23 protein-coding genes are annotated in these 22,409 nt (G+C 55.6%); 8 read left to right on the forward strand and 15 right to left on the reverse strand.

Features of this window, described 5'->3' with window-relative positions:
- Positions 1-289: 289 nt before the first annotated feature.
- Positions 290-856 (reverse strand): D-glycero-beta-D-manno-heptose 1,7-bisphosphate 7-phosphatase, encoded by a 567-nt coding sequence (gmhB, locus tag Q1L34_RS21455; RefSeq protein WP_327204276.1) that lies wholly within the window; start codon positions 854-856, stop codon positions 290-292.
- Between the two features lie 188 nt (positions 857-1,044).
- On the opposite strand from gmhB, the gene metN reads away from it, so the two are divergent.
- The 6 genes from metN (at position 1,045) to proS (ending at position 6,673) form a co-directional block, all read left to right on the forward strand.
- On the forward strand, positions 1,045-2,076 hold the full coding sequence (metN, locus tag Q1L34_RS21460) for a methionine ABC transporter ATP-binding protein MetN (RefSeq protein ID WP_004858173.1): 1,032 nt from the start codon (positions 1,045-1,047) through the stop codon (positions 2,074-2,076).
- Positions 2,069-2,722, forward strand: a complete 654-nt coding sequence (locus tag Q1L34_RS21465) for a methionine ABC transporter permease MetI (RefSeq protein ID WP_004858171.1) — start codon at positions 2,069-2,071, stop codon at positions 2,720-2,722. Before metN ends, Q1L34_RS21465 begins: the two co-directional genes overlap by 8 nt.
- Before the next feature lie 84 nt (positions 2,723-2,806).
- On the forward strand, positions 2,807-3,622 hold the full coding sequence (locus tag Q1L34_RS21470) for a MetQ/NlpA family lipoprotein (protein WP_004858169.1): 816 nt from the start codon (positions 2,807-2,809) through the stop codon (positions 3,620-3,622).
- A 108-nt stretch (positions 3,623-3,730) separates the two neighbouring features.
- The gene (rcsF, locus tag Q1L34_RS21475; protein ID WP_004858168.1) at positions 3,731-4,138 is read left to right on the forward strand and encodes an Rcs stress response system protein RcsF; all 408 of its coding nucleotides are present in this window, start codon (positions 3,731-3,733) and stop codon (positions 4,136-4,138) included.
- Positions 4,135-4,842, forward strand: a complete 708-nt coding sequence (gene tsaA / locus Q1L34_RS21480) for a tRNA (N6-threonylcarbamoyladenosine(37)-N6)-methyltransferase TrmO (protein WP_004858166.1) — start codon at positions 4,135-4,137, stop codon at positions 4,840-4,842. Before rcsF ends, tsaA begins: the two co-directional genes overlap by 4 nt.
- A 112-nt stretch (positions 4,843-4,954) precedes the next feature.
- Positions 4,955-6,673 (forward strand): proline--tRNA ligase, encoded by a 1,719-nt coding sequence (proS, locus tag Q1L34_RS21485; protein WP_004858164.1) that lies wholly within the window; start codon positions 4,955-4,957, stop codon positions 6,671-6,673.
- 103 nt (positions 6,674-6,776) lie between these two features.
- On the opposite strand, the gene nlpE is transcribed toward proS, so the two are convergent.
- Genes nlpE through Q1L34_RS21500 form a run of 3 tightly spaced genes read right to left on the reverse strand, consistent with a single transcriptional unit; the run spans position 6,777 to position 8,473 of the window.
- Entirely contained in the window at positions 6,777-7,475 is a 699-nt protein-coding gene (gene nlpE / locus Q1L34_RS21490) for an envelope stress response activation lipoprotein NlpE (protein ID WP_004858161.1), read from the reverse strand.
- Between the two features lie 42 nt (positions 7,476-7,517).
- Positions 7,518-7,931, reverse strand: a complete 414-nt coding sequence (arfB, locus tag Q1L34_RS21495; protein WP_004858159.1) for an alternative ribosome rescue aminoacyl-tRNA hydrolase ArfB — start codon at positions 7,929-7,931, stop codon at positions 7,518-7,520.
- Positions 7,928-8,473: a YaeQ family protein gene (locus tag Q1L34_RS21500; protein ID WP_004858157.1), complete on the reverse strand. Its 546-nt coding sequence runs from the start codon at positions 8,471-8,473 to the stop codon at positions 7,928-7,930. Before Q1L34_RS21500 ends, arfB begins: the two co-directional genes overlap by 4 nt.
- A 196-nt stretch (positions 8,474-8,669) precedes the next feature.
- Between Q1L34_RS21500 and Q1L34_RS21505 the strand changes: the two genes are divergently transcribed.
- The gene (locus tag Q1L34_RS21505; RefSeq protein ID WP_004858155.1) at positions 8,670-8,870 is read left to right on the forward strand and encodes a YaeP family protein; all 201 of its coding nucleotides are present in this window, start codon (positions 8,670-8,672) and stop codon (positions 8,868-8,870) included.
- Positions 8,857-9,117, forward strand: a complete 261-nt coding sequence (gene rof / locus Q1L34_RS21510; RefSeq protein WP_004858152.1) for a Rho-binding antiterminator — start codon at positions 8,857-8,859, stop codon at positions 9,115-9,117. The genes Q1L34_RS21505 and rof overlap by 14 nt, the downstream gene beginning before the upstream one ends.
- A 15-nt stretch (positions 9,118-9,132) precedes the next feature.
- On the opposite strand, the gene tilS is transcribed toward rof, so the two are convergent.
- The 11 genes from tilS to skp form a co-directional block, all read right to left on the reverse strand.
- Positions 9,133-10,434, reverse strand: coding sequence for a tRNA lysidine(34) synthetase TilS (gene tilS, locus Q1L34_RS21515; RefSeq protein ID WP_032716610.1), 1,302 nt, complete (start codon positions 10,432-10,434; stop codon positions 9,133-9,135).
- Between the two features lie 66 nt (positions 10,435-10,500).
- Positions 10,501-10,890 (reverse strand): VOC family protein, encoded by a 390-nt coding sequence (locus Q1L34_RS21520; RefSeq protein ID WP_004858147.1) that lies wholly within the window; start codon positions 10,888-10,890, stop codon positions 10,501-10,503.
- Positions 10,891-10,932: 42 nt separating this feature from the next.
- The gene (locus Q1L34_RS21525; RefSeq protein ID WP_015585100.1) at positions 10,933-13,089 is read right to left on the reverse strand and encodes a lysine decarboxylase LdcC; all 2,157 of its coding nucleotides are present in this window, start codon (positions 13,087-13,089) and stop codon (positions 10,933-10,935) included.
- 113 nt (positions 13,090-13,202) lie between these two features.
- A complete protein-coding gene (gene accA / locus Q1L34_RS21530; protein WP_015585101.1) occupies positions 13,203-14,162 on the reverse strand; it encodes an acetyl-CoA carboxylase carboxyl transferase subunit alpha in 960 nt (319 codons plus the stop codon).
- Positions 14,163-14,174: 12 nt separating this feature from the next.
- Entirely contained in the window at positions 14,175-17,657 is a 3,483-nt protein-coding gene (gene dnaE, locus Q1L34_RS21535; protein ID WP_004858140.1) for a DNA polymerase III subunit alpha, read from the reverse strand.
- 37 nt (positions 17,658-17,694) lie between these two features.
- Positions 17,695-18,291 carry a ribonuclease HII gene (rnhB, locus tag Q1L34_RS21540; protein ID WP_004858138.1) on the reverse strand — a complete coding sequence of 199 codons (597 nt, stop codon included), beginning with the start codon at positions 18,289-18,291 and terminating at the stop codon, positions 17,695-17,697.
- A complete protein-coding gene (gene lpxB / locus Q1L34_RS21545) occupies positions 18,288-19,436 on the reverse strand; it encodes a lipid-A-disaccharide synthase (RefSeq protein WP_327204277.1) in 1,149 nt (382 codons plus the stop codon). The genes rnhB and lpxB overlap by 4 nt, the downstream gene beginning before the upstream one ends.
- On the reverse strand, positions 19,436-20,224 hold the full coding sequence (gene lpxA, locus Q1L34_RS21550; RefSeq protein ID WP_004858134.1) for an acyl-ACP--UDP-N-acetylglucosamine O-acyltransferase: 789 nt from the start codon (positions 20,222-20,224) through the stop codon (positions 19,436-19,438). The genes lpxB and lpxA overlap by 1 nt, the downstream gene beginning before the upstream one ends.
- Positions 20,225-20,227: 3 nt before the next feature.
- Positions 20,228-20,683 (reverse strand): 3-hydroxyacyl-ACP dehydratase FabZ, encoded by a 456-nt coding sequence (gene fabZ, locus Q1L34_RS21555; protein WP_004858132.1) that lies wholly within the window; start codon positions 20,681-20,683, stop codon positions 20,228-20,230.
- A gap of 171 nt (positions 20,684-20,854) precedes the next feature.
- A complete protein-coding gene (gene lpxD, locus Q1L34_RS21560; RefSeq protein WP_004858130.1) occupies positions 20,855-21,880 on the reverse strand; it encodes a UDP-3-O-(3-hydroxymyristoyl)glucosamine N-acyltransferase in 1,026 nt (341 codons plus the stop codon).
- Positions 21,881-21,883: 3 nt separating this feature from the next.
- Positions 21,884-22,369 carry a molecular chaperone Skp gene (gene skp / locus Q1L34_RS21565; protein WP_004858127.1) on the reverse strand — a complete coding sequence of 162 codons (486 nt, stop codon included), beginning with the start codon at positions 22,367-22,369 and terminating at the stop codon, positions 21,884-21,886.
- Positions 22,370-22,409 lie beyond the last annotated feature (40 nt).

Raw genomic sequence — 22,409 nt, forward strand, 5'->3', positions numbered from 1 at the left:
TTTTCGTCCGAGGACGTTAAGAATCCATGTCACTTTGAGTGCCCACACAGATTGTCTGATAAATTGTTAAAGAGCAGTGCGACGGCGCTGAGCGCTCTGTCGCGAGGTGGCGTATATTACGCTTTCCTCTTTCAGAGTCAACCTCATTTTTCAGAAGTTTTCTCTTTCAACCCGGCGGCTTGTTTGCCGTTGTTCCGTGTCGATGGAGGCGCATTATAGGGAGCCGAACGGGAATGACAAGCGGAAAAATACATTTTTATTTCAACCGCTCATCTTTTGTACTTAACGCCTATTTTTGCTGCTTTTTGATGGCTTCCGGCAGGTCTGCCAGGCTATTCAGCACCCAGTCTGCGACATTTTCCGCTTCCGGCGTGACCGGCTTACCGGTACGAACCAGGACTTTAGTCCCAATAGATGCGGCGGCGGCGGCCTGCATATCTTCCACTTTATCGCCAACCATATAAGAAGCAGCCATATCTATATGAAGATAGTCGCGCGCCGAGATCAGCATCCCCGGGTGCGGCTTACGGCAATCACAGGTCTGACGGAACTCTTCAACCGTCCCCTGCGGGTGGTGCGGGCAGTAATAAATACCGTCCAGGTCGATACCGCGATCGGCCAGAGACCAGTCCATCCATTCGGTCAGCGTTTCAAACTGCGCTTCCGTGAACTTACCGCGCGCGATGCCGGACTGATTGGTGACCACCACCAGGGCGAATCCCATCTCCTTTAACTGACGCATCGCGTCAATGACGCCATCGATAAATTCAAAGTTGTCGATTTCGTGGACATAGCCATGATCGACATTAATCGTGCCGTCACGGTCGAGAAAAATTGCGGGTACTGACTTTGCCACCGGTTTGCTCCTGATAAAGGCTAGTCTGATTAGTATCGCATGTTTCTGCAGGCAAGAAAGTGCTCATTATACAGAGGCTGATTGATTTAGACGTCTGGATGCCTTAACATCCATTTCATTGACAGGCATCGCCTGGACACGGCAGAAGAAAATGCCACGGCAAACGGCTAAACGATAATAAATAACTGATGATTAAACTTTCGAATATCACCAAAGTGTTCCTGCAGGGGAATCGCACCATACAGGCTCTGGACAATGTCAGCCTGCATGTCCCTGCCGGACAAATTTATGGCGTGATCGGTGCATCCGGCGCCGGTAAAAGCACGCTGATTCGCTGCGTTAACCTACTGGAACGTCCGACCGAAGGCAGTGTCCTGGTTGACGGTCAGGAGCTGACCGCGCTGTCTGAAAAAGAGCTGACCCGCGCACGTCGCCAGATTGGCATGATTTTCCAGCACTTTAACCTGCTGGCCTCGCGCACCGTCTTCGGCAACGTAGCGCTCCCTCTGGAGCTGGATAATACCCCACAGGCGGAAATTAAGCGCCGCGTGACCGAACTGCTGGATCTGGTCGGTCTTGCCGATAAACATGACAGTTACCCGGCAAACCTCTCCGGCGGTCAGAAACAGCGTGTGGCTATTGCTCGCGCGCTGGCAAGCAACCCGAAGGTACTGCTGTGTGACGAAGCCACCAGCGCCCTGGACCCGGCAACCACGCGCTCCATTCTGGAACTGCTGAAAGATATCAACCGTCGCCTGGGCCTGACGATTCTGCTGATTACCCACGAGATGGATGTCGTCAAACGCATCTGTGATTGCGTCGCGGTTATCAGCAATGGCCAGTTGATCGAACAGGATACGGTGAGTGAAGTCTTCTCTCATCCGAAAACTCCGCTGGCCCAGCAGTTTATTCAATCCACGCTGCATCTGGATATTCCGGAAGACTACCAGGCTCGCCTGAAGCCGACCGCGCTACCCGATAGCGTTCCTATGCTGCGCATGGAGTTCACCGGCCATTCCGTCGACGCTCCGCTGCTCTCTGAAACCGCCCGCCGCTTTAATGTGAATAACAACATTATTAGCGCGCAGATGGATTACGCCGGCGGCGTGAAGTTCGGCATTATGCTGACCGAGATGCACGGCACGCAGGAAGATACCCAGGCGGCCATCGCCTGGTTGCAGGAACACCATGTAAAAGTAGAGGTACTGGGATATGTCTGAGGCAATGATTTGGCTGCTGTTGCGCGGCGTGTGGGAAACGCTGGCCATGACGTTCGTCTCCGGCTTTTTCGGTTTCGTCATCGGCCTGCCGGTGGGGGTGCTGCTGTACGTCACCCGCCCGGGACAGATTGTTGCCAACGCAAAACTGTACCGGACGCTGTCCGCGCTGGTTAACATTTTCCGTTCCATCCCTTTCATTATCCTGCTGGTGTGGATGATTCCGTTTACTCGCGTGATTGTCGGTACGTCCATTGGGCTGCAGGCCGCCATTGTGCCGCTGACGGTTGGCGCGGCGCCGTTTATCGCCCGTATGGTGGAAAATGCGCTGCTGGAAATTCCGACCGGGCTTATCGAGGCATCCCGTGCGATGGGCGCCACGCCGATGCAGATCGTGCGTAAGGTGCTGCTGCCTGAAGCACTGCCGGGTCTGGTAAACGCTGCAACCATCACCCTCATTACGCTGGTCGGCTACTCCGCGATGGGCGGGGCGGTGGGTGCCGGCGGTCTGGGGCAGATTGGCTATCAGTACGGCTATATCGGCTACAACGCGACGGTAATGAATACCGTGCTGGTATTACTGGTTATTCTGGTTTATTTAATCCAATTCTCTGGCGATCGTATCGTCCGGGCTGTAACTCACAAATAACATTATCTACACCTCCTCATTCGGGTCGTCTCCGTGCGGCCCAATGACTCGTGTACACACAGACTCTGACAGAAAGGAAATAACATGGCCTTTAATTTCAAAACCTTTGCGGCAGTCGGCGCATTAATCGGTTCTCTGGCTCTGGTGGGTTGTGGCCAGGATGAAAAAGATCCGAACCATATTAAAGTCGGCGTCATCGTTGGTGCCGAGCAGCAGGTTGCCGAAGTGGCACAAAAAGTGGCGAAAGAGAAATACGGTCTCGACGTTGAGCTGGTGACCTTCAACGATTACGTTCTGCCGAACGAAGCATTGAGCAAAGGCGATATCGACGTTAACGCCTTCCAGCATAAACCGTACCTCGATCAGCAAATTAAAGACCGTGGCTACAAACTGGTTGCCGTGGGCAACTCCTTTGTCTATCCGATTGCCGGTTATTCCAAAAAAATCAAATCACTGGATGAGCTACAGCCGGGCTCCCAGATTGCCATTCCTAACGATCCGACCAACCTCGGTCGTTCCCTGCTGCTGCTGCAACAGGTGGGCCTGATCAAACTGAAAGAAGGCGTTGGTCTGCTGCCGACTTCCCTGGATATCATTGAAAACCCGAAAAACCTGAAGATTGTTGAGCTGGAAGCACCGCAGCTGCCGCGCTCCCTCGACGATGCACAGATTGCGCTGGCGGTTATCAACACCACCTACGCCAGCCAGATCGGCCTGACTCCGGCCAAAGATGGTATTTTCGTAGAAGGTAAGGATTCTCCGTACGTGAACCTGATTGTTGCTCGCGAAGACAACAAAGATGCGGAAAATGTTAAGAAATTTGTTCAGGCTTACCAGAGCGATGAAGTTTACGAAGCCGCTAACAAAATCTTTAACGGCGGTGCAGTGAAAGGCTGGTAATCTCTTTTCACCGTAATATCATTCAGGACGGGCTTTATGCCCGTCTTGTCATTTATGCAAGCACCTGATTCAATAGCGCCCTGTTTGATCATTTATTGAGGAAATACTATGCGTGCTTTACCGGTCTGTTTGTTAGCACTCATGTTAAGCGGCTGTTCTATGCTAAGCAGATCTCCCGTCGAACCTGTACAAAGCACCGCAACCGCACCGGCCAAAACGGAGCCTGCCAAACCGAAAGCAGTACGTCCGGCGCCGGTAAGAATTTATACCGATGCCTCCGCACTGGTCGGGAAGCCATTCCGCGATCTTGGTGAAGTGACCGGCGAATCATGCCAGGCCAGCAATCAGGACTCGCCGCCCAATATCCCAACCGCCCGCAAGCGCCTGCAAATCAACGCAGCTAAAATGAAAGCCAACGCGGTCCTTCTGCACAGTTGTGAAGTCACCAGCGGCACACCAGGATGCTATCGCCAGGCCGTTTGCCTGGGTTCAGCGCTTAACGTCTCGGCGCAATGAGTGCTTTTCAGTTTGCGCAGATAGGCGTTATCCGCTCGCCATATAAAGAAAAATTTGCCGTCCCGCGCCAGCCAGGCCTGGTCAAACATGGCGGCGGCGAATTGCATCTGCTGCCACCTTATAACCAGGCTGATGCCGTCCGCGGCCTGGAAGCATTCAGTCATCTGTGGGTGCTGTTTGTTTTCCATCAGACGATGGAAGGCGGCTGGCGCCCCACCGTGCGCCCTCCCCGCCTCGGCGGCAACGCGCGCATGGGCGTGTTCGCCACGCGTTCAACGTTTCGCCCGAATCCCATCGGGATGTCGCTGGTTGAACTGAAAGGCGTTCGCTGTCATAAAGATCAGGTCATCCTTCAGCTTGGCAGTCTGGATCTGGTTGACGGTACGCCGGTCGTCGATATCAAGCCTTACCTGCCGTTTGCCGAAGCCCTGCCGGATGCCAGCGCCAGCTACGCCCAGCAGGCGCCGCAGGCGGAGATGACGGTCAGCTTTACCCCTGAAACGCAGGCGCAGCTCTTCGCCCTGGAAAAGCGCTATCCGCACCTTAAAGCGTTTATTTGCGAGGTGCTGGCGCAGGATCCGCGGCCGGCCTATCGTAAAGAGGAAGAAGCGGGAAAAACCTATGCCGTCTGGCTGCTCGATTTTAACGTACGCTGGCGCGTGATTCCGTCCGGTTTTGAAGTCTTTTCCCTTGAACCGCGCTAATTTTATTTTCCTCTCTTTTGGCATCTTTGCCACACTGGTAAACTAAACCACTTTTTTTGTTTCAGGCTGGTCCCCCAGCCTGTTCCGATCGTCCAAATGGAACCGTAACAACATGCGTACTAGCCAATACCTGCTCTCCACTCAAAAGGAGACACCTGCCGACGCCGAAGTCATCAGCCATCAGTTGATGCTGCGCGCCGGGATGATCCGCAAGCTGGCCTCCGGGTTGTATACCTGGCTGCCGACCGGCCTGCGCGTCCTGAAAAAAGTCGAAAACATCGTGCGTGAGGAGATGAACAACGCCGGTGCCATCGAGGTGTCCATGCCGGTAGTTCAGCCAGCGGACCTGTGGCAGGAGAGCGGTCGCTGGGAGCAGTATGGTCCGGAACTGCTGCGTTTTGTTGATCGTGGCGAACGTCCGTTTGTTCTCGGTCCGACGCATGAAGAGGTCATTACCGACCTGATCCGTAACGAGCTGAACTCTTATAAGCAGCTGCCGCTGAACTTCTTCCAGATTCAGACCAAGTTCCGTGACGAAGTTCGCCCGCGCTTTGGCGTAATGCGTTCTCGTGAGTTCCTGATGAAAGATGCCTACTCTTTCCATACCTCTCAGGAATCGCTGCAAGAGACCTACGATGCGATGTATGCCGCCTACAGCAAAATCTTCACCCGCATGGGTCTTGATTTCCGCGCGGTACAGGCTGACACCGGCTCAATCGGCGGTAGCGCGTCTCATGAGTTCCAGGTTCTGGCGCAGAGCGGCGAAGATGACGTGATCTTCTCTGACAGCTCTGACTTCGCGGCCAACATTGAGTTTGCTGAAGCCGTTGCGCCGAAAGCGCCGCGTGCGGCGGCAACTCAGGAGATGACCCTGGTCGATACGCCGAATGCGAAAACCATCGCTGAGCTGGTCGAGCAGTTCAACCTGCCGGTTGAGAAGACCGTCAAAACGCTGCTGGTTAAAGCCGTTGAAGGTAGCAGCTACCCGCTGGTTGCCCTGCTGGTGCGCGGCGACCACGAGCTGAACGAAGTGAAAGCAGAAAAACTGGCGCAGGTTGCCAGCCCGCTGACCTTCGCCACTGAAGCAGAAATTCGCGCTATCGTTAACGCAGGTCCGGGTTCTCTGGGGCCGGTGAATATGCCGATTCCGGTGGTTATCGACCGTACCGTGGCGGCAATGAGCGATTTCGCTGCCGGCGCCAATATCGATGGTAAACACTACTTCGGCATTAACTGGGATCGCGATGTGGCGACCCCGGAAGTCGCCGATATCCGTAACGTTGTCGCTGGCGATCCGAGCCCGGATGGTCAGGGTACGCTGCTGATTAAACGTGGCATCGAAGTGGGTCACATCTTCCAGCTGGGAACCAAGTACTCCCAGGCGATGAACGCTTCGGTACAAGGTGAAGACGGCCGTAACCAGGTGCTGACGATGGGCTGCTACGGCATCGGGGTAACCCGCGTGGTGGCTGCAGCCATTGAGCAGAACCATGACGACCGCGGTATTATCTGGCCAGACGCGATTGCGCCTTTCCAGGTCGCCATCCTGCCGATGAACATGCACAAATCCTACCGCGTGCAGGAGCTGGCTGAGAAGCTGTATAGCGAGCTGCGCGCCCAGGGTATCGAAGTGCTGATGGATGACCGTAAAGAGCGTCCGGGCGTGATGTTTGCCGATATGGAGCTGATTGGTATTCCGCATACCATCGTGCTCGGCGATCGCAACCTCGACAATGACGATATCGAATATAAATATCGTCGCAACGGCGAGAAGCAGCTGATCAAAACCGGCGATATCGTGAATTACCTGGTTAACGCAATCAAAGGCTGAACCCACCGCTAAACGTAAAAAGGCCCCGCATCTGCGGGGCCTTTTTTATGTTGGCAACCAGGTTCGCCGCGGCCTTTGTTTGCCGCGTTCGCGAGAAAACGGCTTACTGGCTACAGTCTTTGCCCGGCACGAATTTAATATCTTTATCCGCCATCAGCGTTTTCACCATCTCCCCGCTATCGGGGTTGGCTTCCAGCGTAAAGTGCCCTTCTACCACCAGCAGCACCGGGCGCGTTTGCGTCCCGCGAGCGGCGGCATAATCGCGCTCAAGCTGGGCATTGTTAGCCACCGCGATCCGCTTACCGGTCGCGCAGTCGGTGAAGGTGGCCGCATCCGCCATATAGAAATACATCCCGCGCATGGTCATCGGCGTCGTCGGCAGACTGGCTTTGACCGATTTCAGGGTGTAGTTGAGCGTTGACTCAATGGGGTTACCTTCCCGATCGAGCATTTCCAGGGTTTCCCCCTTCGCGCGATAGTAGGACTTCTCACCTTTGCTGTCGGTCAGGACCAGCTTATCGGCGGTCCGCGCCCAGGTCCCGTACGAGGCGAACGATGACGGCTCACGGCTGACGCCCTGGTAACGTTCGTTCATTACCCAGCTGCCATCCTTTTCGAGGAACAGCGAGGTTTCAATCCCTTCACAATCGGCGCAGGGCAAAATACCACGCCAGCTTTGCTGCATCGGCTTCAGTTCTTCCATCGGCGCCGGCTGTAACATCTCGACATCCGAACGATGGTTGCAGCCAAATAGCGCAAAGAGCGAACACGCTACGGCAACAGAGAGTACGATTTTCTTCACTGTTAATTCCTTATAATCCATTCCACCCGTTCGCCATGCCGCCTACTGACGAACTTTCCCACGCAGTGCTTTGACAGAGGACTTTTGCGCCTTCGAGGCAAGACGACGCTCTTTTGACGCCCGGGTCGGCCGGGTCTCACGGCGACTTTTTTGCACTGCGGTTAATTCTTTTATTAACGCAACCAGACGGGAAATGGCCGCTTCACGATTCATTTCCTGGCTGCGATATTCCTGAGCCTTAATGATAACCACACCATCGGCAGAAATTAAGTGGTGACTGGCAGCCAGCAATCGTTCTTTATAATACTCAGGCAGGCTGGATGCTTTTATGTCAAAGCGCAGATGGATGGCGGTAGACGCTTTATTCACGTGCTGACCGCCCGCGCCCTGCGCGCGTATCCCGGACAACGTTATCTCTTCATCCGGAATAACCACGCTGCGGCTAATCGTAATCATGCCGACGGCTGCCACGCCGTTAAATGAATTTCCAGATTATTCTTAGCGTCAGATAGCCAGATTCCGCCGTCCTGTAAAGTGGCCTGTAGCACCATTGAACGATCGGCAAAAGCGCTGAGCCGGGCGAGCTGCTCATCATCCAGATACCAGACCGTCAGTTTGCTAAACTGCGCCATTTTGCTCTTGTTCTGCTGCCACCAGATTTCCGCTGCCCGGCTATTGTAGGCAAACAACACCACCTCCTGCGCCCGTGAACACGCTTTTTTAATCCGCCGCTCATCCGGCAAACCAAGCTCAATCCACAGGTCAACGCCGAGATGATCGTTGAGCAGCCACAGCTCCGCCTCATCATCAGACGAGAGACCACGGGTAAACTGCAGACGTTCGTCGGCGTATTTTATCCACGCCAGCAGGCGTAGCATCATGCGCTCCTGGGTTTCCGACGGATGCTGAGCCAGCGTCAGGCTGGCATCCAGAAACTGGTTGCGATCGAGATCGGCAACGTTCACCGTAGCCTTATAAATTGTCGCTTTCAGCGCCATGAATACTCTCCTGAAATAAATGGCGTACATTGTAGCGAAACTGGCGACAAAAGGCTGCCGGCAATCGGCGGCTCTCTTTTCATCCTGCTGATATTGCTTAAATGACTATGGTATAGTCACCTTGCTAAACAGAGTGTATCTTCGTAGGCTTAAACTTGCATCCCACGGTTGAGTCAGAATACTGACAGGAGGGCATGTGGACCAATATTGTGAGTTAATACGCAAGCGGTATGCGGAAATAGCCAGCGGAGACCTAGGGTATATTCCAGATGCGCTGGGTTGCGTGTTGAAAGTATTGAATGAAATTGCGGCGGATGAGGCCCTTTCGGAGTCAGTCAGGGAAAAAGCCGCCTGTGCGGCAGCAAACTTACTGGTGAGCGATTATGTCAATGAATGATACTTATCAACCCATCAACTGTGATGATTATGACAACCTCGAACTTGCCTGCCAGCATCATCTGGTGCTTGTCCTGACGCTCAAAGATGGTGAGCAGCTGCAAGCGAAGGCGAGCGATCTTATCTCGCGCAAAAATATCGAGTATCTGGTGGTGGAACTGAGCGGAAACATTCGCGAGCTACGCCTGGATAAAATCGCCAGCTTCAGCCACCCGGAAATCGGTACCGTGGTGGTAAGCGAGTCCTGAATAAAAACGGGTGGCTCAGCCGCCCGTTTTCCTCCATATCATCTCTACCCCTTCGCCTTCCCGCGCTTCCCCTTCGCAGGTTACGAACAGCGAATCCGCCGCCGCAATCAGCGTCTCACCGTAGAACAGCAGCGGTGTGGTATCGCGGCGCCAGGGGGCAACGCCCAGCTCCTGCCAGATTTTCTTCAGCTTGCGGCCGCCGTGACGGCCGACAATATGCAGATTTCCGCTGGCGCGAAAGCGCACCGTCACCGGCTCTTCACCACGCGGGGCGCGTAACGGTCCGCCTGACCGCAGCGTCAGTTCGCCCAGACCTTCCGGCAGCCGTAGCGGTCGCCGGTAGTCCGGCCACGGTAGCACCACATCCGTCTGGCCAGGTTGATATCTGACCCACCACAGCCGCTGCTGATAACGACGCACGGAAAAATCGCCAAGTCGCAGGCAGGGAAAAGCATCCTCCCGCGCCAGCGCGACTTCGCGCCAGATACGCTCCGGCATCTCGCGCGAGGGCATCGGCGCAGAGTGCCCGGCCAGCCAGCGCCGCAGCAGCGCAGCGCGGCGCGGCGCGCTCATGGACGCCAGCGCGTCGATAGCTAACGAACCGTCATCCGCCACCAGTTTTGCCAAATCTTCCGCCAGCAGTTCATCCAGCAGCTGCTCCTGTTCGCCGCACAGGCTGGCGCTACGGGCAACCGCCTCGGAAAAATGGGGCCAGCGCGCGTTAAGCTGCGGAACAACGCGCAGACGGAGGAAGTTACGATCGTAGGTATCATCCTGATTGCTCTCGTCCTCAATCCAGCTAAGCTGATGAGCCAGCGCCCACTGGTGCAGCGTTTCACGACGGGTATTCAGCAGAGGGCGCAGCAGTCGCGTAGCGGCAAACCCCGAGGATGCCGCCATCGCCGCCAGCCCGGTTGGGCCGCTGCCGCGTTTGAGCGCCAACAGGAAGGTTTCACACTGATCGTCGAGGTGCTGAGCCGTCACCAGGGCTTCTCCCGGCTGCAGCGCCATCCGGAAAGCCTGGTAGCGAGCCTGCCGTGCGTGCGCCTCCACGCCCAGGCCATCATCCGCGAGGGTAACGCGCTCGACCACCAGCGGAACCTGCCAGTGCTGGCAAACCTGCTGGCAGTGCGTAACCCAGCTATCGGCATTCGCGCTCAGGCCATGGTGAATATGGATGGCCCGCAGCTGCAGCGTCGGGTCCCGTTCACGCCAGCAGACCAGCTGATGTAAAAGCACCGTCGAATCCAGACCACCGCTGAAGGCGACCAAAAACTGACGATAGGGGTGTAGGGTTTGCGCAATATCGGGCGTCATCATCTTGATAGTGTCGCTGGGGAGATAGCCCGGCACATTATCGGGCCGGGCGCGCTCTGGCAAGGGTTACTGCTGATAAATCTCCAGCGGCAGGCCGTCGGGATCGTTAAAAAAGGTGAAGCGTTTGCCGGTAAAAGGATCGATGCGAATCCCCTCACAGGCCACGCCATGCGCTTCCAGATGGGCCACCGCCGCGTCAATATCATCGACGCTAAAGGCCAGGTGGCGCAGCCCACAGGCTTCCGGACGGCTCGGACGGGCGGGAGGAAACGGGAAAGAGAACAGTTCGATGACATACTCGCCATTCAATGCCAGATCGCCCTTCCACGAATCGCGCTCTTCACGATAAAACTCGCTCTGCAACGTAAAGCCCAGAATATCGCAGTAAAAGGCTTTGCTCTGCGCATAATTGGTCGCGATGATAGCAATATGGTGAACCCGTTTTAAACCCAGCATGTCTACTCCTCCAGTTAATGCCATCCAGGTTACTCGCGCCGCTTAGCGCGGCGCAAGCAGTGAGTCATTTTTTAAGACTCGTACCCGGTAGACGCCGTCGTCATCGCGCTTCGCCCCGTGGATATCCGTTTCAAAGCCCGGATAATGGCGCCCAATCGAGCACAGCATCAGCAGGAAATCGAGCACCGCCCGGCTCTCTTCGGTAATCATCTCTCCGGGCATCAACAGCGGTACGCCCGGCGGGTACGGCAGAATCATATTAGCCGAAATGCGCCCGACCAGATTTTCCAGCTCAATGGTTTCGACTTCACCTTTGATTTGCCGCTGCCAGGCCTGATGCGGCGTCATTTTCATTTCCGGCAGCACGTCAAACGCGCTCAGCATCAGCTGCGACAACTGGTGCTGGCGGATCAGGCGATGGATCCCCTGCGCCAGATCCTGAATACGCATATTGCGATAAAAATCGGGATCTTCCGCGTAGAGATCCGGCAGCATGTTCTTCACTCGCAGGTTGAGATCGTAGGCGCGCTTAAACTCGGTTAAGCCACGTAACAACCCCATCGCCCGGGTTTTATCAATACCAATACTGAACAGGAACAGCAGGTTGTAGGGACCCGTTTTCTCCACTACCACGCCGCGCTCATCGAGGAATTTCGCCACCAGCGCCGCCGGGATCCCCTCATCGTCCATATTGCCCTGTTCATCCATTCCCGGCGTCAGGATCGTCACCTTCACCGGGTCGAGGAACATATGGTTATCGTCAGCATCTTTAAAACCGTGCCAGTTCTCACCGCCTGCCACCGGCCAGCACTGCACCTGCTCGATATTCTCCGGCTGCCAGATATCAAAGAACCAGCCGTCAGTCTCTTCGCGCAGACGCTGGACCTCTTTGCGGAAATCCAGCGCTCGCTCAATGGAGCGTTGGATCAAACGCTTGCCAGAATTGCCGCGCAGCATGGCCGCCGCGGTTTCTATCGAAGCAACGATCGGATAGCTCGGCGACGTCGAGGTGTGCATCATAAACGCTTCATTAAAGGTCTCTTCGTCGTAGCTGCCTTTAATGTGGATAAGCGAGGCCTGCGACAGCGCGGCCAGCATTTTGTGCGTTGATTGTGTTTCGAAGACGACCTTACCCGGAATGCGATCGCCGCTCATCCCGCTTTTCCCCTGGTAGATCGGATGGAAATGAGTGTAAGGCACCCAGGCCGAGTCAAAATGGATCGAGGGCACATCGAGCGTCTCTTTGATCCAGGTGGTGTTATACAGCAGCCCGTCATAGGTGGAGTTGGTAATCACCGCATGTACCGGCCACCCGGCGCCACCCGTGGTATTCACCTTCTGCTGAATGCTGTCGCGGGTAAATTCACGCTTCGGGATGCCGCCGAGGATCCCCAGCGCATTACGCGTCGGTTTCAGCCACAGCGGCACGACATCGCTCATCATCAGCAGGTGCGCCAGTGACTTATGGCAGTTACGGTCAATCAGCAGCGTGCTGCCCGCCGGTGCCGAATACATGCCGACAATTTTGTTCGACGTCGAGGTGCCGTTCGTCACCATGTAGCTCTGCTCGGCACCAAAGGCGCGGGCGATATACTCCTCGGCTTCGAGATGCGGGCCGGTGTGGTCGAGGAGCGACCCCAGCTCGGTGACCGAAATCGACACGTCGGCTTTCAGCGTATTGCCACCGAAAAAGTCATAAAACAGGCAGCCAACCGGGCTTTTCTGGTACGCGCTTCCCCCCATATGCCCCGGCGTACAGAAGGTATATTTTCCCTCCTGCACATAGTTGAACAGGGCTTTGGTAAACGGCGGGGTAATGTTATCCAGGTATTCGCGCGTGTACTGGGCGATTCGGGTGGCGATCTCTTCTGCCAGGCCAAGCGCGTATTCAAAGAACCACAGCGTCATACGCAGATCCTGGCTGCTGACATCCATCGTCGAATGCGCGTTGATGAAGGCGTATAGCGGGAGATATTCATTCAGCTGATTGATATCGCTGCACAGATCGGCGTTGTACTCATCCCAGTCAAAGATGACCCCGCAGATCCGCGGATTATGTTCGATAAACTGCAGCAGGTCGGCGCTGTTTTGCGGCCAGATAGTCTGAAAGCCTTGCCGTTGCAGGGCTGCTTCCAGCTCTTTGATCGGTTCGTCTTTGTGGTAGACGCCGTGGGGCCCCATGATGGCGATGATATTCACGCTTTCCTCCTGGAATTGACCTGAGTCAGGCATCATATCAATCGCGCTGGCGTATCGCACATAAAAAAGGGGCCGGAAAGTCCGGCCCCAGGCAATATTGACGCGAGAAATAATCAGGCGTAGCCGTAGCTCATCAGACGCTGGTAGCGACGATTTAACAGCTCCTCTTCACTCAGCGTGTCGAGGTCAGCCAGATCCGCCAGCAGCTGCGCCTTCAGGCTTGCCGCAATGGCTTCCGGGTTGCGATGAGCGCCGCCCAGAGGTTCCGGGATAATTGAGTCAATCAGCTTCAGCTCTTTCAGACGCGGAGCGATGATCCCCATTGCTTCGGCCGCCAGCGGGGCTTTATCCGCGCTTTTCCACAGAATGGAGGCGCAGCCTTCCGGCGAAATGACCGAGTAGGTGCTGTACTGCAGCATGTTGACCTTGTCGCCAACGCCGATCGCCAGCGCGCCGCCGGAACCACCTTCCCCGATAACGGTACAGATGACCGGAACGCTCAGACGCGACATTTCGCGCAGGTTACGGGCAATCGCCTCAGACTGGCCGCGCTCTTCCGCGCCTACGCCCGGGTACGCACCCGGAGTGTCGATAAAGGTGATGATCGGCATTTTGAAACGCTCAGCCATCTCCATCAGGCGCAGCGCTTTACGATAGCCTTCCGGCGCCGGCATCCCGAAGTTGCGGCGAATCTTCTCTTTCGTTTCGCGCCCTTTCTGGTGGCCGATAATCATCACCGGACGCCCGTCCAGACGCGCAATACCGCCAACAATGGCTTTATCGTCAGCGTAAGCGCGGTCGCCAGCCAGTTCGTCAAATTCGTCGAATGCCAGGCGAACATAATCCAGGGTGTACGGGCGACGTGGGTGGCGTGCCAGTTGAGCAACCTGCCATGCACCCAGATCGGCGAAGATTTTACGCGTCAGTTCAACGCTTTTTTCGCGCAGACGATGCACTTCTTCGTCGATGTTAATATCGAGTTTCTCATCCTGACGGCTTACCGCAGTCAGGGAATCGATTTTCGCTTCCAGCTCTGCAATCGGCTGTTCAAAATCAAGGAAATTCAGACTCATAGTATTCCTGTATTAGTCAAACTCCAGTTCCACCTGCTCCGAGCCGATAAGGCCACGCAGATCGTTGAGTAAACGATCGCTCGGAGAGACGCGCCATGTTGCGCCAAAACGCAGCCGCGCGCGCGCATCCGCCCTCTGATAATAGAGGTGTACTGGAATGGTTCCCGAACGGTGGGGTTCCAGAGACTGACGGAGTCGGTTTAAAAGCTGGTCATCAATTTGCCTGTCCGTCAGCGAGATAGCAAGCCCGCGAGCATATTTTTCCCGGGCTTCGTCAATGTCCATGACTTCACGGGCGGTCATTTTAAGCCCCCCGCTGAAGTCATCAAAGCTGACCTGTCCGCTGACGATAAGTATGCGGTCTTTTTCCAGCAATTGCTGATATTTATCCAGCGCGTCGGTAAATAACATCACCTCCAGACGCCCGGAACGGTCATCCAACGTACAGATACCGATACGATTGCCGCGCTTGGTGACCATTACCCGCGCAGCAATAACGAGCCCCGCCGCCGTGGTGACTTTACCACGATCGGTCGGATGCATGTCTTTGAGTCTCACGCCGCCAACATAGCGCTCAATCTCTTTCAAATACTGGTTGATAGGATGGCCCGTCAGGTACAGCCCCAGGGTCTCCCTTTCACCATCCAGCACCACCTGCTCCGGCCACGGCTGGCAGTTGGCATAGGATTGCTCGATTTGCTCCGGCTCTTCCGCCAGCACCCCGAACATATCCGCCTGGCCAATCGCTTCGGCTTTCGCATGCTGATCGGCGGCCTTCAGCGCATCGCCCAGCGAATTCATTAATGCCGCGCGATGCGGCCCGAGACGGTCAAACGCCCCGGACATAATCAGTTTTTCCAGCACCCGGCGGTTCAGCTTTTTGGTATCGGTGCGGGCGCAAAGATCGAACAACTCGCGGAAATAACCACCGTTGTTACGCGCTTCAATAATGGCTTCGATCGGGCCTTCGCCGACCCCTTTAATCGCGCCGATACCATAGACGATTTCACCGTCGTCATTCACGTGGAAATGGTACAGACCGGAGTTAATATCCGGCGGCAGGATTTTCAGGCCCATCCGCCAGCACTCGTCGACCAGCCCCACCACTTTTTCGGTGTTATCCATATCCGCGGTCATCACCGCCGCCATAAACTCGGCCGGATAGTGCGCTTTCAGCCACAGCGTCTGGTAGGAGACCAGTGCATAGGCTGCCGAGTGCGATTTGTTAAATCCGTAGCCGGCGAATTTCTCCACCAGGTCAAAGATTTTGATCGCCAGCTCGCCGTCAATGCCGTTTTTCCTGGCCCCTTCTTCAAAGGTACCGCGCTGCTTGGCCATCTCTTCCGGCTTTTTCTTACCCATCGCACGACGCAGCATATCCGCGCCGCCGAGGGTATAGCCTGAGAGCTCCTGGGCAATCTGCATGACCTGTTCCTGATACAGGATAATGCCATACGTCGGCTCAAGCACCGGTTTCAGACACTCATGCTGCCACTGCACGTCCGGGTAAGAGATCTCTTCGCGGCCGTGTTTACGGTCGATAAAGTTATCTACCATCCCCGATTGCAGCGGCCCCGGACGGAACAGGGCCACCAGCGCGATCATATCTTCGAAGCAGTCGGGCTGCAGGCGTTTAATCAGATCTTTCATGCCGCGCGATTCAAGCTGGAAAACCGCGGTGGTTTCCGAGCGTTGCAGCATATCGAAGCTTTTCTTATCGTCCAGCGGGATCGCCGCGATATCCAGCGGCGGCTCGCCGTGTTTCGCCCGCCGCTTGTTGATCATCTCCAGCGCCCAGTTGATGATGGTCAGCGTACGCAGGCCAAGGAAGTCGAACTTCACCAGCCCGGCGTATTCGACGTCGTTCTTATCAAACTGGGTGACCGGATGGAGACCGGCTTCATCGCAATATAGCGGGGCGAAGTCGGTAATTTTGGTCGGGGCGATAACCACGCCCCCCGCATGCTTACCGGCGTTACGCGTGACGCCTTCCAGCTTACGCGCCATGTCGATCAGCGCTCTGACCTCTTCGTCAGCTTCGTAGATCTCCGGCAGCTGCGGCTCGGCCTCAAACGCTTTCGCCAGCGTCATACCCGGGTCGGGCGGCACCAGTTTTGAGATCCGATCCACGAACCCGTACGGGTGGCCGAGCACGCGGCCCACGTCACGAATAACCGCTTTCGCTGCCATCGTACCGAAGGTGATGATCTGCGATACCGCGTCGCGACCGTACATCTCCGCCACGTGCTCGATAACCTGATCGCGCTTCTCCATGCAGAAGTCGACGTCAAAGTCGGGCATCGATACACGTTCAGGGTTCAGGAAACGTTCAAACAGCAGATCGAATTCCAGCGGATCCAGATCGGTGATTTTTAAGGCGTAGGCGACTAACGACCCGGCGCCGGAACCACGTCCCGGCCCTACCGGTACGCCGTTATCCTTGGACCACTGGATAAACTCCATGACGATCAGGAAGTAGCCGGGGAAGCCCATCTGGTTAATTACCTGAAGTTCGATATCCAGTCGTTCATCGTATTCAGGTCGGCGTTTAAGCCGCTCTTCAGGATCAGGGAACAGGAAAGCCAGACGCTCTTCCAGGCCCTCTTTTGATTTTTTAACCAGATAATCTTCCGTCGTCATATCCCCGGTCGGGAACTGCGGCAGGAAGTATTCGCCAAGACGCACGGTAACGTTGCAGCGCTTGGCGATTTCGACGGTATTTTCCAGCGCCTCCGGAATATCGGAGAACAGCTCGCACATTTCATCTTCGCTGCGCATATATTGCTGCGGCGAGTATTTGCGCGGGCGCTTCGGATCGTCCAGGGTAAAGCCGTCATGGATCGCGACGCGGATCTCATGCGCATCGAAATCACCGGTTTCCAGGAAACGCACATCGTTGGTCGCCACGACCGGTAAACCGCGTTCTTCAGCCAGCTGCACGGCGGCGTGTAAATAGGCCTCTTCATCGGCGCGGCCGGTGCGGATCAGCTCCAGATAGTAGCGATCCGGGAAATGCTGCTGGTAGAAAGAGAGACATTGATCGACCAGCGCCATATTGCCACGCGTCAGGCTGACGCCAACATCGCCTTTACGCGCGCCGGAAAGCAGGATCAGCCCTTCCTGATGTTCGGCCAGCCAGTCCCGGTCAATCCACGGCCCCAGCGCGCCATAGCCGCGTTGATAGGCACGTGAAATCAGCAGCGTCAGGTTTTGATAACCCACATTGTTGGCCGCCAGAACCGTGAGTTCGGTGAACTCATCGCCCATCAGTTCGCTCTGGACGTGAAAATCCGCGCCGACAATAGGCTTCAGGCCCGCGCCATGTCCCGCTCCGTAGAACTTCACCAGTCCGCACAGGTTAGTAAAATCGGTGATCGCCAGCGCAGGCATGCCAAGCGAGGCCGCCTTTTTCACCAGCGGCCCGGTTTTTGCCAGCCCATCGATCATGGAATAGTCGCTATGCACCCGCAGGTGGACGAAACGTGGTTCAGACATCTTCAGATTCCGGTTTACTTATTTCTCGACACAAGAATCAGGACGCAAGGCCCAGCGCGCGTTTTACCGGGCCAAAACTACGCCGATGATGCTCGGTTGCGCCATGTTCGATCAGTTTTTCCAGATGGAAAGCGGTAGGATAGCCTTTATGCTGCGCAAAGCCGTATTGAGGAAATTCAAGGTCCAGCTCAGCCATTTCCGCATCGCGCGCGACTTTAGCCAGAATAGACGCTGCGCTGATTTCTGCCACCCGGCTGTCGCCTTTGACCACCGCCTGTGAAGGCACAGGCAGCGGCGGGCAGCGGTTGCCATCGATCAGCACAAACTCCGGCACAACCGGCAGAGCAGCAACGGCGCGCTGCATCGCCAGCATGGTCGCATGCAGAATATTCAGCTCGTCTATTTCGTGCGGTTCCGCACGGCCGAAACTCCAGGCCAACGCTTTCTCTTTGATTTCATCGAACAGCGCCAGACGACGCTTTTCGCTTAATTTTTTGGAGTCATTCAGACCCACAATTGGCCGTGCCGGGTCAAGGATCACCGCGGCGGTCACGACCGCTCCGACCAGAGGTCCCCGACCGACTTCGTCTACGCCGGCGACCAGGTGAGTATGCGGATACACAAACTCAATCATTTTGCTAACTCCAGTACTGCGTCCGCCGCCTGCTCATCCGCATTACAACGAATTTGTTGATGCAGCGCGCGGAAAGTGTCATGCATGTCATGGCTGGTTTTACCATCGGCCAGCAGCGGCCGCAGCGCCTTCGCCAGCAACGCAGGCTGGCACTCATCCTGCAGCAGCTCTTTGACCAGCTCGCGGCCGGCCAGCAGGTTCGGCAACGAAACGTAGTCGGTTTTCACCAGTCGTTTCGCCAGCCAGAAAGTGAACGGCTTCATACGATAGCCAACCACCATTGGACACTTGGCCAGCATGCACTCCAGCGCCGCGGTTCCGGAAGCCAGCAGGGCCGCATCGCTGGCGATCATGGCATCGCGCGCCTGACCATCCAGCAGATGTACCGTAAGATCCGGCGCCGTTTCCGCTTTAATACGTTCGAACTGCTCCCGCCTTCTGGCATTCACCAGCGGCACCAGGACCTGCAGGTCGGGATAATCTTTGCGCAGAATCTGCGCGGTTTTCAGAAAGTCTGCGCTGAGCATTTCGACTTCAGCGCCGCGACTCCCCGGCAGCAGCGCCAGGCAGTGCACATCCCGGGCAATGCCCAGGCGATCCCGCGCGGCGCCTTTATCCGGATCCAACGGCATGGCATCCGCCATGGTATGGCCGATAAAGCGGCAGGGAACGTTAAATTTGTCGTAAAACGCTTTTTCGAAAGGCAGAAATGCCAGTACCAGATCGGTGGATCTGCCAATTTTGAAAACGCGTTTTTGCCGCCATGCCCAAACTGACGGGCTGACGTAATGGATCGTTTTGATACCCTGCTTCTTCAGATTACCTTCGAGGGTAATATTGAAGTCAGGCGCATCAATCCCGACGAATACGTCTGGTTTAAGCTCGGTAAATCGCCGGGTGAGATCGGCGCGGATATGCAGCAGGCGACGCAGGCGACCGAGCACTTCGACAATGCCCATCACCGCCAGCTCTTCCATCTCATACCAGGCCTCACAGCCTTCGGCCTGCATCAATGGCCCCGCCACGCCGACAAAGCGGGCATCGGGAATACGTGCTTTAAGGGCGCGGATGAGACCTGCACCAAGAATATCGCCGGAGGTTTCTCCGGCGACCAGGGCAATCGTCAGGGGACGCTGTGCAGACATTAACGAATCAGACCGCGCGTGGAGCGGGCGAAGAAATCGACAAATGGCTGAACTTCAGGATACTGAGTCGCCAGCTCGGCGATTTCCGGCTTCGCTTCATCCAGCGTTTTCCCGCTGCGGTACAGCAGTTTGTACGCATTGCGAATCGCGGTGATGGCTTCGCGGCTAAAGCCACGGCGCTTCAGCCCTTCAATATTGACGCCATACGGCGTTGCGTGGTTGCCCTGGGCAATCACGAACGGCGGGACATCCTGCGCGACGCCGGAGCAGCCGCCGACCATGACGTGTGCGCCGATAATGCAGAACTGATGGACTGCCGTCATGCCGCCGATGATAACGAAATCATCCAGCGAGACATGGCCGGCGAGCGTGGCATTGTTGGCCAGAATACAGCGGTTTCCGACCGTACAATCGTGCGCGACGTGAGCGTTGATCATCAGCAGGTTATCGCTGCCCACCTTCGTTAATCCACCACCCTGTACTGTGCCACGATGGATGGTGACGCTTTCGCGGATGCGGTTGCGGTCGCCAATTTCCACACGCGTCGGTTCACCAGCGTATTTCAGGTCCTGGTTAACTTCACCGATGGAAGCGAACTGATAGATCTCGTTATCACGACCAATTCTGGTATGGCCGTTAACAACAACATGAGACTTCAGTACGGTACCTTCGCCAATTTCGACGTTAGCACCAACAATACAAAACGGGCCAATGTGAGCGTTAGCACCGATAACGGCGCCTTCTTCCACGATGGCAGTCGGATGAACAAAGGCGGTTTTATCAATCACGTATCAGGCCTCCCGGCTACGCGCACACATCATCGTTGCTTCGCAAACCACTTTACCATCAACCAGCGCGACGCCTTTAAAACGAGTCAGGCCGCGACGGGTTTTCTCGAAAGTGACTTCCATAATCATCTGATCGCCTGGTACTACCGGACGTTTGAAACGCGCTTCATCAATCCCGGCGAAGTAATAGAGTTCACCCGGTTCGAGCTTACCTACGCTTTTGAATGCCAGAATGCCGGTGGCCTGCGCCATCGCTTCCAGAATCAGCACGCCCGGTAAAATCGGTTTACCAGGGAAGTGCCCCTGGAAAAACGGCTCGTTAACAGAAACATTTTTTACTGCGCGCAGAAAACGACCTTCTTCAAAATCCAGCACACGGTCTACCAGCAGGAACGGGTAGCGGTGAGGGAGAAGTTCCAGAATCTCTTCAATGTGCAGAGTATGAGTTTCAGTAGTCAAAATACTCTTCCTGTCTAAATATACTAAAAGGCAATAATAACACGGCCTGCGGCAATCTTATGAATGCAACAGGCCGAAAATTTTTACACTTCATCTCTCAGGCAGTGTCTTTGTCAGCGGCGGTTGCCGCCCGGATACTGCTTTGCATGATTTTGTGTGTCAACTGATGCGCTAATCTTGCTGATTAACCTTACGCTCAATCGATTTGAGGCGTTTGTTTATCTCATCAATATTCATCACCAGCGCCGCGGTTTTACGCCACACCTTATTCGGTTGCAGCGGAATCCCTGAAGAATAGACGCCAGGCTCGGTGATAGGACGCATGACCATCCCCATACCGGTGACGGTGACTTTGTCGCAGATTTCCATATGTCCGTTGATTACGCTGGCTCCGCCAATCATGCAGTAACGGCCAATTTTCAGGCTGCCTGCCATGATAACGCCACCTGCAACGGCAGTATTGTCACCAATCACAACGTTATGCGCAATCTGACACTGGTTATCAATGATAACGCCATTGCCAATCACGGTATCATCCAGCGCACCACGGTCAATGGTCGTACAGGCGCCGATCTCCACGCGATCGCCAATGATGACGCGACCGAGCTGCGGGATCTTCACCCAGTTGCCGCGGTCGTTGGCATAGCCGAAACCATCGGCACCGATAACGGTGCTGGACTGAATCAGGCAATTCTCACCGATCTCAATCTCGTGGTAAACGGTCACGTTGGCCCACAAACGGGAGCCAGCACCAATTTTGGTCTTTTTCCCAACGAAGCACCCGGCGCCAATCACCACATTGTCACCCAGCACAACATCAGATTCGATCACGGCGTTAGGGCCAATCGAGACGTTTTTACCCAGCGTCGCCGTGGCATCAATCACCGCACTCGGGGCGATATCCTGCGCCGGCTGCGGCGTGGTATCCAAAATTTGAGCCATTCGCGCATAGGTCAGGTAGGGATTACGCACTACCAGCGCGGCGCTTTGGGCAAAAGGTAAATCATCCTGCGTCATGACAACGGCAGAAGCCTGGCAAGCGGCCAGGTGCTCACGGTACTTAGGGTTGACCATGAACGTAATATGACCTGCTTTTGCAGTCTGCATGGACGCAACGCCGGTGATGACGATATCGCCATCACCGTGTAATTCTGCATCCAACTGCTGTGCTAGATCAGCCAGTCGAATAGAAGGCATTACTTATTTAACCTGTTTCAGCACATCAGCGGTGATGTCTTTTACATCGCTGCTGTTGTATGCAACGGCATTAGAATCAACAACCAGGTCGATGCTCTGGCTGCTCGCTACGCTTTTCACAGCAGTCTGGATACGGTTAACCAGTTTGCCGCGCTCTTCGTTGGAGCGACGTGCACGATCCTGCTCAAAAGACTGCGCCTTCTGAGAGAAGGTCTGGCGCTGAGCCATGACGTCTTTTTCCAGCTTGGTACGGTCAGCACCCGGTTTCATGGACTGCAGACGCTGCATTTTGGACTGCAGATCGCCTTCCATACGCTGCAGCTCGCTCGCGCGGCCTTTGAACTCGTTTTCCAGCGTGTTAGAAACGCCTGTTTTCTGGGCAACCTGTTGGAACAGGCTGTTCATGTTAACCATTGCAATTTTATCTGCCGCCTGAGCGGAAGTTACCATTGCTAAACCCAGACCTGCAGCTAATAACCACTTTTTCACAATTAACTCCTTACCATCCCATGAGTACCCAGGGGTACCG

It is taken from the genome of Klebsiella ornithinolytica (assembly GCF_030505655.1).
Taxonomy (GTDB): domain Bacteria; phylum Pseudomonadota; class Gammaproteobacteria; order Enterobacterales; family Enterobacteriaceae; genus Klebsiella; species Klebsiella ornithinolytica.